The organism is Streptomyces sp. NBC_00986 (genome assembly GCF_045162565.1).
Classification (GTDB): Bacteria; Actinomycetota; Actinomycetes; order Streptomycetales; family Streptomycetaceae; genus Streptomyces.
In genome coordinates this window covers 1,152,377-1,166,884 of the sequence record NZ_CP108733.1, presented here as the reverse complement: position 1 = coordinate 1,166,884, position 14,508 = coordinate 1,152,377, and the positions used below count along the sequence as shown (strand labels likewise).

Sequence of the window (14,508 nt, the reverse complement as noted above, 5' to 3'; positions counted from 1 at the left end):
TCAGGGTGCCCCGAACAGCCGTGACCAGGTGCCGAAAGGGACGCATGATGGGGGACGTCGCGAGGGCGGCACGCACGGAGGACACGAAGCTGACGCGTGCGGCCCAGACGGGTGAAGTCGCCGCGCTGGGGCTGCTGTTGGAACGGCACCGGGCGGGGATGCGCGCGGTGGCGGTGAGCATCCTGGGGCCGGGCGCGGACGCCGACGACGTGATGCAGGACGCCGCGCTGACGGCGCTGCTGCGGATCGGGGACGTACGGGACCCGGAGGCGGTGGGCGCGTGGCTGCGGACGGTCGTGCGCAACGCCGGTCGGCAGGTACTGCGGGAGGCGGTCGTGGTCCGGCCGGTGGGCGAACTGCCCCTGCGGTCCACGCACATGGGCCCGGAGCAGTGGCTGGAGCGGAACACGCTGCGCGACTGGGTCTGGGAAGCACTGGAGGAACTCTCCCCGGTGTTGCGTATGCCGCTGGTGCTGCGGTACTTCGCCACCGGGGTCACCTCGTACGAACGGATCGCCGAGGTCTGCGGGGTGCCCGTCGGCACGGTACGGAGCAGGCTGAGTCAGGGCCGGACCAAGCTGGCGGCAGCTCTTGCCGCCACGGCGGACGCCCCGCACGGAGATGCCGGACAACGCGTCCGCGCCAGCCGGGTCGAGGCCCGCGAGCTGCTGGCCGCCGTAGGACGCAAGGGACTTGGAGCGAGCGCCGACCTCACTCCGGACCGGATCGGTGCCCTGCGCTGAACTCCCCGAAGTAGTGGCCCAGTTCGATGTCCGGGACCAGCGCCGGGTGGGCCGGCCGCCATCCCGTGCGCTGCCGGGTCAGGGCGCTCGACGCCGGGTTGTCGAGCGCGACCAGCGGGGCGAGGAAACCGACGAAGTGCCGGCTCGCCTCCTCGGGAGTGAGACTCACGGCGGGGACTCTCAACTGACGTCCGATGGCCCGTGCAATGTCCCCGAACGGCACTCCTTCCTCGGCGACCGCGTGGAAGGGCGTACCGGCCGGGGCGGATTCCAGGGCCAGTCGGTACAGGGTCGCCGCGTCACGGCGGTGCACCGCCGGCCAACGGTTCGATCCGTCGCCGACGAAGGCCGACACACCCGTCGTACGGGCGACGCCGATGAGCGTCGAGATGAACCCGCGCGCGTCCCCCGGTCCGTGCACGGTCGGGGCCAGCCGTACCGACGACGACCGCACTCCGCGCTCGCCCGCGGCGAGGACGGACGACTCGACCTGGAGCCGTAGGGCCGTGACGGGAGTGGGGACGGTGGGGGTCTCTTCGGTCAGCAGGTGGCCCGGTGTGCGGCCGATGACCCCCGAAGTGACCACGAAGGGCTTGCCCGTGCCCTCCAGCTCCGTGCAGATCGCCTCCACCGCGTTCAGTTCGGCCTTCGCACGGGCGGCCGGGTCGGTGGTTTCGGAGATGTGCTGGTTCGCGGCGTAGACGACACCGTCCGCCGCCGCTGCTCCGGCGCGCAGGCTGTCGGCGTCGTCGATGTCGCCGCGGTGCACGTCGACGCCGGACCGCGTCAACGTGTCGGCGGCCGGGTCCGAGCGGGCGAGGCCGAGGACCTGGTGCCCTGCGTCGAGGAGTTCGCGGACGACGGCCGAGCCGATGTAGCCGGTCGCGCCCGCAACGAAAACACGCACAGTGGAGATCCCCCAGATCGGTTCGGGTCGACCCGGCGGCCGTTGGCGACGGGCTCACGGACCACGCTAGGAAGGCCGCGCTCGGGTGTCCAAGTCCTGTGTCGCATAAGGCGATGCGCGGCAGGCATGACCTCAGGTGGGTGCGCTGCGGTGGACGCTTCGGAGAGAAACGGCAGCGGCGCCAGGACCCGTACCCCCGGGTCCTGGCGCCGCACTGTCCGCCGAGTCGCCTCCCGACCAGGCGGCAGGACCGGTCAGTTGATGGTGTAGCTGTCCCCGTAGACCTTCCAGTTCAGCGGTGTGTTGAGGTCGAGGTTGCCGTTGCGGAGGAAGACGCGCTGCTCGGTGTCGACGCGGGTGGTGTCGCTGTGGGCCTCTTCCTGCTTCATGGCCCACACACGCGCGTCGAGGAACGCGTTGAGGTACGTCGTCTCGTTGCCGCCCTGGGCCGGCGGCTTGGCCGAACGCAGGGCGCGGGCACGGATGTTGCGGAAGCTGGTGGGGTCGTCGCCGTCGCCGTGCATGACGATGGCGTCGTAGTACGTGAACTGGCCCAGCACCCGCAGCCCGTCGGTCTTGCCCTGGCTGACGGCGGGGTTGAAGTACACGCGGTCGCGCTCGTCGTTCTGCGCCTGTTGGAACACCGTGTCCTGGGCCGCCGTGCGCCAGTCCTTGGGAAAGTTCGGGTCGAGCCCGGAGTGCGAGTCGGTGCCGTTGACGTTGCGGAGCGCGGGGAGGTACTTGGCGAGGACGTTGCCGGGCTTGCGGGTGGCGTAGAGCTGTACGAGGTCGAGCATGTCGCCGGTGCCGGAGCAGAAGCCGATGATGCCGGCGGTGTAGCCGCGGCCGTCGCCTATGTCCTCGATGTACTTGTACTGGGCCTTCCAGTCGAGCGAGGAGTTCTCCGCGCTCGACACCAGCTTCATGGCGATCTCCTTCTTCGCCGGGTCGTCGAGGCCGATCGCCTTGGCGGCCGTGGGGGCTGCGGAGGCCTGCGGAGCGCGGAGCAGAGGTGCTGCGGCGAGCGATACGCCGATGAGCGCGAGGAGCGTCCGACGCGAGGGGCTCGCCGGCTCGGAGATCGCAGGGTCGCGGAACGGGTGGACCACGGGGACTCCAAAGGGTGGTGGGGGGTGGGGAGTTGGTCGTACCGCCGAACTGATAGGAAAGTTAACTATCAGAGGTTCGGCGCCGAAGGCACCCACCTGGAGCCAAGTTCGTAGCTATGAACGAGAGTCGCGTGGCTGTGCGAGGGTGATGCTTGACGGTTTGCCCACGCTTGTCGCGTCGGCCACCTCGGCGACACGTGAACTCCGGTCGGTGGACGGCCGGTTCACCGACCGGTGCGGCCGGCCGAGTATCGATCACCGGGGCGCCGGGAAGCGTGCCCCTGGCAGGGGCAGGCTGTGCGCGGGCGGCGGCTCCAGACTCGGAACCACTCCACCACTCGTAGCAACGACGAAGAGGGAACCACCATGCCCACGCTCTACACCACCGAGGCCCTGTCGACCGGCGACGGCCGCAACGGCGAAGTCCGTTCCGTCGACGGCGTGTTGGACGAACTCCTCGCCGTCCCGAAGGAGATGGGCGGCCCCGGCGGCGACAGGACCAACCCCGAGCAGCTCTTCGCCGCCGGGTACGCCGCCTGCTTCCACAACGGACTCCGCCTCATCGCGGGCGAGCAGGGCGTCCAGGTCGGCGCCTCCACCGTCCGGTCGAAGGTCAGCCTCCTCGCCCTGGACGCCGGCGGCTTCACCCTCGCCGTCTCGCTCACCGCGCATCTGCCCGGCCTGGAGCAGTCCACCGCCGAGCAGTTGGTCAAGGCCACGCACGAGGTGTGCCCGTACTCCAACGCCACCCGCGGCAACATCGAGGTGACTCTCAACACCACGGTGTAGTACGGGACTTCAGGCCCCGCGCTCCGAGAGGGTGCGGGGCCTTCGGGCTGTCCGCCGCACCCGGACGGGGCGGGCCCCGCGCCTCGTCCGGTGCTTCCGTATTTCGCGGATGTTGCGCGAAGTCTTGACGCGTCCCGCCCCGTTGCGTAGATATGACTGCGCAGTCATGACAGCGCAGTCATAGACCGGAGTCGGGCTAGGATGCGGCTGCCGGAGATCGGGAGACACCATGACACCAGTGACAGGACGTGGGGCGGGAGCCGCGCCGCGCAGTGTGGACGTGGCACGCCTCGCGGGCGTGTCGCAGAAGACGGTGTCCCGGGTCATGAACGACGAGCCGTACGTCTCCGAGGACGTACGCCGTCGTGTCCTCGCGGCGGCCGGGGAACTCGGCTACCGCTCCAACAACGCCGCCCGCGCGCTGGCCTCCGGACGCACCCGGTCCATCGGCGTCGTGACGCTCGGCACCGCGCTGTACGGTCCCGCCTCGCTGCTCATGGGCGTCGAACGGGCCGTACGGGACACCGGCTACGCGCTCCGTGTCGTCAACACGATGGAGGGCGAGGCGGCGGGTATCGCCGGTGCCGTGGACTCGCTCCTGGACCAGGGCGTGGACGGCATCGTCATCTCGGAGCCGATCGACGAGGAGGGCGGCGCGGAGTTGTCCGCGCGGGTCGATGTGCCGGTGCTTGTCCTCGGCGCACCGCCGCCGTTCGCCGCGCCGCATGTCGTGACGGGTGGGATCGTCTCCGGGCAGATGGCGCGGGCGGCCACCGAGCATCTGTTGGAACTGGGCCACACCACGGTCCACCATCTGGCGGGGCCCCAGCGCTGGTACTCGGCGCGGGACCGGCTCGACGGCTGGCGTGCGGCGCTCGCGGCGTACGGGCGGGCGGAACCTCCGGTCGTCGAGGGGGACTGGTCGGCCGCGTCCGGCTATGCGGCCGGGCGTGAGCTCGGCGCGGACTCCACCGTTACCGCGGTGTTCGCCGCCAATGACGACATGGCGATCGGGTTGATCCGGGCGCTGACGGAGGCGGGGCGGCGGGTTCCGCAGGACGTCAGTGTGGTCGGGTTCGACGACACGCCGGTCGCCGCGTATGTGACTCCGCCGTTGACGACTGTGCGGCAGCCGTTCGATGCGATGGCTCAGGGCGGTCTGAAGTTGCTGGTGCATGCCATTGAGAACCCCGGGTCGGATCCGTTGCCGATGATCGACCCGCCGGTTGAGCTTGTTGTTCGGGCGTCTACGGCGGCGCCGCGCTAGTTGCTCCGCTGGGTCCGCTGGGTTTTCGTCTGCGGGCCGGTGGGGGCTGGTCGCGCAGTTCCCCGCGCCCCTAAAAGCAAGGGGCGATTGCGGCACCGGATGTTCTTGGTCCCGCCCCTCATCCACACCGCTCCAAAAACACCTTCAGCACGCCGTCGGTCGGTGTGCCGGTCACCCATACCCTTTCTCGGGAGTTCATCATGTCCGGACCCTTCTTCAACTCGCCCTCGTCCCTCAGCCGTCGGGGCTTTCTCGTCGCCGCCGGCGCGCTGTCGCTGGCCGCCTGTGGCGGGGGTGGCGGCGGTACGGCCGGCTCGTCCAGTAAGCCGGTCGGTCAGGCCGACATCGACAAGGCGATGAAGACGCCGACCCAACTGACGTTCTGGACCTGGGTTCCGAACATCGACAAGGAGGTCGCGCTCTTCGAGAAGAAGTACCCGGCCGTCAAGGTCAAGATCGTCAACGCCGGTCAGGGGACTCCCCAGTACACCAAGCTGCGCACCGCGCTGAAGGCGAACAGTGGTGCCCCGGACATGGTGCAGATCGAGTTCCAGGCGATCCCGACGTTCACCATCACCGACAGCCTGCTCGACCTCCGTCCCTACGGCGCCTCCGCGCTCAAGTCGACGTTCGTGGACTGGACTTGGGGGCAGGTCAGCGGTAGCGGTGGGGAGATCTGGGCGATCCCGCAGGACACCGGTCCGATGGGCATGCTGTACCGCAAGGACATCTTCGACCAGCACGGCATCCAAGTCCCCACCACCTGGGACGAGTTCGCGGCCGCCGCCCGCAAGCTGCACAAGGCCGACCCGGACGTCTACCTCACCAACCTCGCCGCCAACCAAGTAGCCGCCTGGCACGGCCTGTTGTGGCAGGCGGGCGCCAAGCCGTATGTCACCTCCGGCAAGAGTGACATCACCGTCAGCGTCGACGACGCGGTCTCCAAGAAGCTCGGCGAGTACTGGGGCACCCTTGCCAAGGACGGTGTGATCGGCGTGGAGCCGGACTTCACCGACGCCTGGTACGCGGCCCTCAACAAGGGCAAGTACGCGACCTGGCTGACGGGTGCCTGGGGGCCGGCCTTCCTCTCCGGCTCGGCGAAGGCCACCTCCGGGAAGTGGCGCGCGGCCCCGCTGCCGCAGTGGGACGCGGCCAAGCCCAGCTCGGGAAACTGGGGCGGCTCCACGACCGCGGTCATCCGCTCCACCAAGAACCCCATCCAGGCAGCGGTGTTCGCCCAGTTCCTCAACAGCGACCCCACCAGCGCCAACATGTTCGCCACCGAGCAGTTCTTCTTCCCGGCGACCAAGACCCTGCTCTCGGAGCCGAGTTTCCTCGCCGACGCACCCGCCTTCTACGGCGGCCAGAAGGTCAACCAGGTCTTCGCGGACATCAGTGCCCAGGTCGACCCCGCCTTCCAGTGGCCGCCGTTCCTCGACCGGGTGGCCACGGACTGGACCGAGACCGTCGGCAAGTCCCTCGCCGACAAGACCGACACCGTCCGCGCGCTCGGCTCCTGGCAGTCGCGTATCACGACCTTCGCCAAGAGCCAGGGCTTCACGGTCAAGGGAGGCTGACGATGGCCACCACAGCCCCCTCCCGTACGAACTCCTCGCCCCGTCGACGCCAACTCGGCACAACGGGCGCCCTGTTCATCGCCCCGTTCATGGTGCTCTTCCTGCTGCTCTTCCTCGCCCCGCTCGGCTACGCCGCCTACCTGAGTCTCTTCCAGGAGAAGCTCATCGGTGGCTCGACCTTCGTCGGCCTCGACAACTACGTCACGGCCCTCAAGGACCCTCAACTCCTCAAAGGACTGGGTCGAGTTGCCCTGTTCTTCGTCATCCAGGTCCCCGTGATGCTGGTGCTCGCCCTGTGCTTCGCACTCGCGCTGGACAGCGGCCTGCTCCGCCTGGCCCGGGTGATCCGCCTCGGCATCTTCGTCCCGTACGCCGTCCCCAGCGTGATCGCCACCCTGATGTGGGGCTACCTCTACGGCCCCGACTTCGGCCCCTTCGCCCAGATCAGCCACGACCTCCACCTGCCGGCCCCGCACTTCCTCACCGACGGCTGGATGCTCGGCAGCCTCGCGAACATCGTCACCTGGGAGTTCGTCGGCTACAACATGATCATCCTGTACGCCGCGCTGCGCACCATCCCCGCCGAGTTGTACGAGGCGGCGGCCATGGACGGCGCCGGCGCCTGGCGGATCGCCTGGTCCATCAAACTCCCGGCGCTGCGCCCGGCGTTGACCCTCACCGTCCTGTTCTCGGTGATCGGCAGCTTCCAGCTCTTCAACGAACCGAAGCTGCTCATGAGCGTCGCCCCGGACGTCATCGACAGCTCCTACACCGCCAACCTCTACGCCTACTCCGTCGCCTTCATCAGCCAGCAGACCAACTACGCGGCCACGGTGTCCTTCATCCTCGGGCTGGTCATCGTGATCGTGTCGTACGCCTTCCTGCTCACCGCGAACCGCAGGAGGACCGCATGACCACCGTGACGTCCGCCGCCTCAACAGAAGCGCCAGTGAAGCGAGTTGACGCCGAGACCCGCGTGCCGCGCCGGTCGTCGACCCGTCGCCGCAGCACTCCGCTCACCATCGCGATGCTGGCCGTCCTCGCGTACTTCCTGCTGCCCCTCTTCTGGCTGCTGATCGCCTCGACCAAGAGCACCCAGGACCTGTTCAACAGCTTCGGCCTGTGGTTCTCGCACGCCCCGCAGCTGCTGTCGAACATCAAGGCCACCTTCACCCAGGACGACGGCGTGTTCGGGCGCTGGCTGCTCAACACGGTTCTCTACGCCGGGGCGAGCGCGCTCGGTGCCGCGTTGCTCGCGGCGGCGGCCGGCTACGGCTTCGCGAAGTACCGCTTCCGCGGTCACGGCGCCGCGTTCAATCTGGTCCTCGGCGCCATCATGATCCCGACCACCGCGCTGGCGATCCCCACCTACCTGCTCTTCGCCAAGGCGGGCCTGGTGAACACCCCTTGGGCGGTCATCCTGCCCTCCCTCATCAGCCCGTTCGGCCTCTATCTCATGCGGATCTACGCCGAGGACGCCGTCCCCGACAGCCTCATCGAGGCCGCCCGCATGGACGGCGCCGGAGAGTTCCGGATCTTCTGCACGATCGGGCTCCGGCTGCTCGCACCCGGCCTGGTGACGGTCATCCTGTTCACGCTCGTGGCCACCTGGAACAACTACTTCCTGCCGCTGATCATGCTCAACGACCCGAACCTGTACCCCATCACGGTCGGGCTCTCCTCCTGGGCCGCCCAGGCGCAGAACGGCGGCGCCGGAGCCAGCAGCGACATGCTCGCCCTCGTCGTGACCGGCTCCCTGATCTCGATCATCCCGCTCGTCCTGGCCTTCCTGCTGCTCCAGCGGTACTGGCAGAGCGGCCTGGCCACCGGCGGCGTCAAGCAGTAACCCCCACAGCAACACCCCCCCAACACCCCCTGCGTTCCGGAGGTTTGTCCATGGCGGATCTGCCCGCCCGCGTTCTGTTCGGTGCCGCCTACTACCACGAGTACCAGCCCGCCTACGGCCCCGACGTACGGCCCGACGAGCAGCTCAAGACCGACCTCGACCTCATGGCCGAAGCGCACTTCACCGTCATCCGGATCGGCGAGTCGGTCTGGTCGACCTGGGAACCCGAGAACGGCCGTTTCCAACTCGACTGGCTCCAACCGGTGTTGGACGGCGCCCACGAACGCGGCATCTCCGTCATCCTCGGCACCCCCACCTACGCCGTACCGCCGTGGCTGGCCCGCCAGTACCCGGAGATCACCGGCGAACGGCGCACCGGCGAGCGCATCGGCTGGGGCGCCCGGCAGGAAGTCGACTTCACCCACCCCGCGTTCCGCTTCCACGCCGAGCGGATCATCCGCAAGGTCGTCGCCCGGTACGCCGACCACCCGGCCGTCATCGGCTTCCAGGTCGACAATGAACCGGGCCTGGAGCTGTTCCACAACCACGGCGTCTTCCAGCGCTTCACCGACCACCTGCGCGAGAAGTACGGCGACGTCGAGACCCTCAACCGCGAGTGGGGCCTGGTCTATTGGTCCCACCGCCTGTCCACCTGGGCCGACCTGTGGACCCCCGACGGCAACGTACAGCCCCAATACGACGTCGCCTGGCGGGAGTTCCAGGCCCGCCAGTGCACCGAGTTCATCGGCTGGCAGGCCGACATCGTCCGTGAGTACGCCCACGCCGAGCACTTCGTCACGACCTGTATCTCCTACACCCGCCCGGCAGTTGAGGACGACGAGCTGACCGACCGTCTCGACATCGCCACCGGCAACCCGTACTACGACATGCAGGACGGCCTCCTGCTGCCCGACCCGACCCCGGACACCCACGAGCAGAAGTGGAAGACCACCGGCGTCTGGTCGCTCTACCAGACCGCCGACTGGATGTTCTCCTCTCGCCAGGAGCCGTTCCTGGTCACCGAGACCAACGCCAACTCCATCGGCATGGCCTGGGACAACCGCCCCGCCTACGACGGCCAGTGGCGCCAGGCCGCCTGGGCTCTCGTCGGCCGCGGGGCCCGCATGATCGAGTACTGGCAGTGGCAGACCCTGCGCTTCGGCGCCGAGACCTACTGGGGCGGAGTCCTCCCGCACAGCGGCCGACCGGGCCGTACCTACGTTGAACTCGCCCGATTGGGAGAGGAGTTCGAGGCCGTGGGACCGCTCGTCGCCGGTCTCGAACCGGACGCCGACATCACGATCGTCTACTCCACCCCCAGCAAGTGGCTGATGCAGAAGCACCCGCCCCTCGCGACCCCGGACGGCGAACCGGACCCCGCCGCCTACCACCGCATCCTCGACCCCTTCTACCGCGGCGCCTTCGACGCCGGGCGACAGGTCCGCGTCGTCCACGCCCGCCAACTCCACGACCCACGCGGCGAACGCGAAGGCATGGCCCCGGGGGAGGCCGCCCGCCGCCACCCCGTGCTTGTCGTCCCCGCCCTGTATCTCGCCGACGACACGACCCTCGACTGGTTCGCCGCCTACGCGCAGGCCGGCGGCCACCTGGTCCTCGGCCCCCGCACCGGCTATGCCGATCACGAGGCACGCGCCCGGCACGAACCGGCCCCCGCCCGTCTCACCGACGCGGCGGGAGTGTCGTACGACGAATTCAGCAACCTCGGGGAGGCCGTGCCCGTGCGGCCCGTGCCCGGCGGCCCGCTCGCGCTGCCGGAGACCGCGACGGCGACGCACTGGGCGGACGGCCTGACCGTCGCCGACGCCGAGGTGCTCGCGACGTACGAGCACCCGCACTTCGGGCGTTGGCCCGCCGTGACCACCCGCCGTCACGGGGAAGGGCGGGTCACCTACGTAGGCACCGTGCCCGGCCGTGATCTCGCCCGCGCGCTGGCCGAGTGGCTGGCGCCGGCCGCCCGGAACGGGTGGGGCGAACTGCCGGCGTCCGTCACGGCGACCACCGGTACCTCGCCCGACGGCCGGCGGGTGCACATCGTCCACAACTGGAGCTGGGAGCCCGCCCGTTCGTCGGTACCGGTCGATCTCGCCGACGCCCTGGACGGCGCGGCCCTCCCCGCGGGCGCGGTGCTGGAGCTCGGCCCGTGGGACGTACGCGTACTCGTTTCCCCGATCGACGCGAAGGAGTAGCTGTGCGAAGAAGCAGAGCGGTCAAGGCGCTGGGTACGTTCGTCGGGGCCGCGGCGATGCTGGCGCTGCCCATGGCCACCGGTGCGCAGGCGTACAACCCGACGGGCGGCATCCTCTATCAGCTCGGCAACGAACCGTGCTTGAAGGGGCGGGGCAACTGCGCCGTCTACCCGAAGTCGGCCCAACTGCCCGGCGGGCGGCTGGTCGCGTCGTTCGAGAAGTCCACCGTCGTGTCGGCCACGGGCAGTGCCGACGGGCAGACGCTCCCGGTCTACAAGAGCGACGACCACGGGACGAGCTGGCAGCCGCTGTCGGAGGTCAAGGCTCCCGCGTATCTCTCCAAGGATCCCAAGTACGCGAAGTACACGAGCAATTGGACCAACCCCTACCTCTACACGCTTCCGCAGAGCGTCGGAAAGCTGAAGCGGGGCACGCTCCTCCTGGCGAGTGTCGTGTCGGGCGACGACGCGTACTACAAGGAACACAAGGCGGCCGACCCCAACTGGACGCCCTCCAACGACGGTGACCGCAGCGACCTCGCCATCGCGCTCTACTCCAGCACCGACGGCGGCGCGTCCTGGAAGGTCGTCAACGTCATCGCGACCGGCGGCTGGCAGGGTGGCAGCGCGGGCGCGATCGGACAGAACGTCGCCACGGCCAACACACATCAGCAGGTCGACCCCGTCTGGGAGCCGTACTTGATGGTCTACAAGGGCCAACTCGTCTGCTACTACTCCGACGAGAACGACTACACCGCCTTCGACGTGACCACGGGTGCCCCGACACTCGACCCCGCCAACGACACCGCCACGGACTCGCACGGCCAGATCCTCGCCCACCGGACCTGGAACGGACGCAGCACCAAGTGGAGCGGACCCGTCGTCGACGTCGCGGGGCTGACCCAGTCCATGGGTGGCGGCAAGACCGAGATCGGTGGCGGGCGGCCGGGCATGACGAACGTCGTGCGGACCACGGACGGCAAGTGGCTGCTCACGTACGAGTACTGGGGCGGCGGAGCCAACACCCGGTATGTGCTTGCCGACAACCCGCTTGATTTCTACCGGAGTTCGGCAACCGGCGGTGCCGTCACCTCGCTGCCGGTCGACACCGGCTCCCGTCCGCTCGCGACGGGCGGCAGTCCGGTCGTGATCAGGCTGCCCGGGGGAGGCCTGGTCTACAACGCGGCCGGCAGTGGCAACGTCTGGGTCAACAAGAGCGGTCGTAGCGACGGGATTTGGAAGGAGTACCAGACGACTTCGCGGGCCGGTTACAGCCGCGACCTGCAGTACGTCGACGCCACCGGCCGTATCGCGATCCTCAACAATCAGGGCACCTCGACGATCGCCTACGCCGAGGTCGACCTCGGACGGTCGAAGGGCGCCTACTACCGGTTGGTGAACCGGAGGACCGGCCAGGTGATCGGCACCGGCGGGAAGTCCAACGACGCGAACATCGGCAACGGGAACGTCCCCGATGTCGTCCTGGAGGCCCGCGGCTCCGCCGCGGACCGGGACACCCAGTACTGGCATGTGGTGACCGAACCCAGCGGCGGAGTCTCGCTGTTGAACAAGTCGGGCGGCCGAGCGGCGGCGATCTGGACCGGCAACGCGACGGTCGGCCAGCGGATCGGACAGTGGGTCGACAACAGTGCCACCGGCAGCTGGAATCTGGTGAAGACCAGCGACGGGTTCTATCGCTTGCAGTCGGTCAAGAACACGAGCCTGTACCTGACCGGCGCGTCCGACGGGGCGCCGCTGACCCTGCAGAACACGGCGGCGGACGGTTCGCAGGAGTGGAAGCTCGTGCGGTAGAGCCGTGGACGGGCCGGTCGACATCCGGGGTGAACTGCCGGTCTGCCCACTACCGTTGGGGACATGAGGGTTCGTCACAAGGCGCGTGTCGTTCTGCTCGACCACGGTCATCTGGTGTTCCTGAAGCGAGGCTGGCCGGAAGGCGATCCGTACTGCACGACCGTCGGCGGGAGTGTCGAGCCCGAGGACGCGGACCTCGAAGCGGCCCTGCGCCGCGAGGCGTTGGAGGAGATCGGGGCCACGATCGGTCCCGCCACCGAGTTCCTGACCCTGACCGAACCGCGCGGGACGTGCACCGTCGTCCAGCACTACTTCCTCGCCGACCTGCTGGACATGGACCTGGACCGCCGGCACGGTCCCGAACTCGACGACCCCGACACGGGCGACTTCGAACCGGTCCGGGTCGCCCTGAGCCGCCAAGCCGTGGCGGCCCTCAACCTTCAGCCCGCCGAGCTGGCCGACCATGTGCTCGCGCATGTCGAGGCCTGGGGCGCCTGACAGCCGCACGGTGGTCACAACACCTTGAGCTGGGTGAGGAGTTGGAGGGTGTCGGTGTTGACCCAGTACTCCACGAACCTGCCGTCCCGCATCCGGAGTGTGTCGGTGCCGGTGAACGTGACCACGGTCCCGGGCTCGGCCTTGGCGCCGGGGAAGCCGCCGGCGTAGGCGCCGGTGGCCGTCCACCGTACAGATGCGTAACGACCGTCGATCAGGGGCGTGACCTGCTCGGTGAAGCGTAGGTCCGGGAACGCCGCGCGGGTCTGCTCGATCCATGCGACCAACCCGTCGGCACCCCGGATCGAGCTGCCGTCGCCGCCGTCGAGCAGGGCGGCGTGGACGCGGAAGGCGGGGGAGATGATGCCCGGCGCGCGGTCGTAGTCGCCGTTCCAGAGGCGGAGCCAGTCTTCGAGCATCGCCTTCGGCCGCTGCGTGCCCTCGTGGTGGCTCTGGACGGTCGTGATCGCCGTCGTCGAGGGGGACTTGGGTGACGCGTCCGAAGCGGTGGCGGTCATGACCGTGCAGACCAGGGCAGCGAGCGCCGCCGGGACGAGCAGCCGGGCGCGGGGGCGTCGGGTGGTGTGGGCGGGCGGGACGGTGGTCATGGCAGGTCCTTTCGAGAGGGGTGGAGAAGCGGGGAGGGCGGGGCGCGTCACGGGGTCAGGACGACCTTGCCGGCGACCGTGCCGGACTCGGCCAGGCGCAGGGCGTCCGCGACGCGGGCGAGCGGGAGTCGGGCCGCGATCTGGGCGTTGACCTCACCGCGCTGGAGGGCCGCGAAGACCTGGGTGAGGTCGGCGCTGAGCTGGGCGCGGAACTTGTTCTTGCTCAGGGCCCGGCCGGCCCAGACGTTGAAGAAGTAGGCGTGACGGCCGTTCGGCAGCGCGTTCCACGTCCAGACCCGGCCCAGGATCTTGAGCACGGGCAGCTGCTTGGAGCCCTCGTCGTCGCGGGTGGAGGCGCTGCCGTAGGAGACGAGCGTGCCGCCGGGGGCGAGGAGGTGCCAGGACCGGACGACGCTGGGGCCGCCGACGTGGTCGAAGACGGCGTCCACTCCGCGCGGGGAGAGCTCGCGGACGCGGGCGGCGAGGTCCGGGGTGCGGTAGTCGATGGGGTCCACGCCCTGCTCGCGGAGCGCGTCGTGGTGGCGCGGGGACGCCGTGCCGATCACGTGCACCCCTGCTGCGTGGGCGAGTTGGACCAGAACGGTGCCGACTCCGCCGTTCGCACCGTGCACCAGGATCGTCTGGCCGGCACGGACGCGGGCCTTGCGGTGCAGCATCTGCCAGGCGGTGATTCCGTTGACGACCACGGTCTCCGCCTCGGCCGCGCCGATCCCCTCGGGCACCGGCACCACGTCGGCCGCGTCGACCGCCACATGGCTGGCCCAGCCGCCGACCTTGACCAGGGCGGCCACCCGGGTGCCGGCCAGGCCGGGCTCGACGCCCGCGCCGGTGCTCTGGACGGTGCCGACCAGGTCGTAGCCGGGGACGAAGGGGAACGGGGGCTGGTCGTAGTACTTGCCGCGGCGCATCTGCTGCTCGGCGAAGGAGACCCCGGTCGCCTCCATCCGGATCACGACCTGGCCGGGGCCCGCGACGGGAACCGCTCCGTGCCGGACCTCCAGGCCCTCCGGCTCCACCATGCCCGGCAGGACGACCTCGACGAGTGCGTCGGTGGTGTTGTGCACGTGGTTCGTGTTGTCCGTGTTGTTCATGGTGACCTCCACTGCGATCCGCTGCGAGCTAGGTGCC

At 69.4% G+C, this 14,508-nt stretch carries 13 protein-coding genes; 9 read left to right on the top strand and 4 right to left on the bottom strand.

The window, feature by feature from the left end; genetic code table 11:
* The first annotated feature begins 44 nt into the window (after positions 1-44).
* On the top strand, positions 45-743 hold the full coding sequence (locus tag OG504_RS05160) for an RNA polymerase sigma factor (RefSeq protein WP_405988620.1): 699 nt from the start codon (positions 45-47) through the stop codon (positions 741-743).
* Here the strand turns inward: OG504_RS05160 and OG504_RS05155 are convergent.
* Complete coding sequence (locus OG504_RS05155; RefSeq protein ID WP_405988619.1) at positions 712-1,650, bottom strand: SDR family oxidoreductase; 939 nt, start codon at positions 1,648-1,650, stop codon at positions 712-714. The genes OG504_RS05160 and OG504_RS05155 overlap by 32 nt on opposite strands.
* A 254-nt stretch (positions 1,651-1,904) precedes the next feature.
* Positions 1,905-2,759: a chitosanase gene (locus OG504_RS05150; protein ID WP_405988618.1), complete on the bottom strand. Its 855-nt coding sequence runs from the start codon at positions 2,757-2,759 to the stop codon at positions 1,905-1,907.
* A 366-nt stretch (positions 2,760-3,125) separates the two neighbouring features.
* Here OG504_RS05150 and OG504_RS05145 point away from each other — a divergent pair, with 366 nt between their 5' ends.
* From OG504_RS05145 to OG504_RS05110, 8 genes are all read left to right on the top strand, one after another.
* On the top strand, positions 3,126-3,548 hold the full coding sequence (locus tag OG504_RS05145) for an organic hydroperoxide resistance protein (protein WP_405988617.1): 423 nt from the start codon (positions 3,126-3,128) through the stop codon (positions 3,546-3,548).
* A gap of 229 nt (positions 3,549-3,777) precedes the next feature.
* Entirely contained in the window at positions 3,778-4,815 is a 1,038-nt protein-coding gene (locus tag OG504_RS05140; RefSeq protein ID WP_405988616.1) for a LacI family DNA-binding transcriptional regulator, read from the top strand.
* 200 nt (positions 4,816-5,015) lie between these two features.
* Positions 5,016-6,392, top strand: coding sequence for an ABC transporter substrate-binding protein (locus OG504_RS05135; RefSeq protein WP_405988615.1), 1,377 nt, complete (start codon positions 5,016-5,018; stop codon positions 6,390-6,392).
* Between the two features lie 2 nt (positions 6,393-6,394).
* Positions 6,395-7,306 carry a carbohydrate ABC transporter permease gene (locus OG504_RS05130; protein ID WP_405988614.1) on the top strand — a complete coding sequence of 304 codons (912 nt, stop codon included), beginning with the start codon at positions 6,395-6,397 and terminating at the stop codon, positions 7,304-7,306.
* The gene (locus OG504_RS05125; protein ID WP_405988613.1) at positions 7,303-8,238 is read left to right on the top strand and encodes a carbohydrate ABC transporter permease; all 936 of its coding nucleotides are present in this window, start codon (positions 7,303-7,305) and stop codon (positions 8,236-8,238) included. Before OG504_RS05130 ends, OG504_RS05125 begins: the two co-directional genes overlap by 4 nt.
* A 50-nt stretch (positions 8,239-8,288) precedes the next feature.
* Positions 8,289-10,445 carry a beta-galactosidase gene (locus OG504_RS05120; RefSeq protein WP_405988612.1) on the top strand — a complete coding sequence of 719 codons (2,157 nt, stop codon included), beginning with the start codon at positions 8,289-8,291 and terminating at the stop codon, positions 10,443-10,445.
* Positions 10,446-10,501: 56 nt separating this feature from the next.
* Positions 10,502-12,256 (top strand): RICIN domain-containing protein, encoded by a 1,755-nt coding sequence (locus OG504_RS05115; RefSeq protein WP_405996256.1) that lies wholly within the window; start codon positions 10,502-10,504, stop codon positions 12,254-12,256.
* A gap of 63 nt (positions 12,257-12,319) precedes the next feature.
* Positions 12,320-12,754: an NUDIX domain-containing protein gene (locus OG504_RS05110; RefSeq protein WP_405988611.1), complete on the top strand. Its 435-nt coding sequence runs from the start codon at positions 12,320-12,322 to the stop codon at positions 12,752-12,754.
* Positions 12,755-12,768: 14 nt separating this feature from the next.
* Here the strand turns inward: OG504_RS05110 and OG504_RS05105 are convergent, their stop codons facing one another.
* Positions 12,769-13,359 (bottom strand): ester cyclase, encoded by a 591-nt coding sequence (locus tag OG504_RS05105; protein WP_405988610.1) that lies wholly within the window; start codon positions 13,357-13,359, stop codon positions 12,769-12,771.
* Positions 13,360-13,406: 47 nt separating this feature from the next.
* Positions 13,407-14,471, bottom strand: coding sequence for a medium chain dehydrogenase/reductase family protein (locus OG504_RS05100; protein ID WP_405988609.1), 1,065 nt, complete (start codon positions 14,469-14,471; stop codon positions 13,407-13,409).
* Positions 14,472-14,508 lie beyond the last annotated feature (37 nt).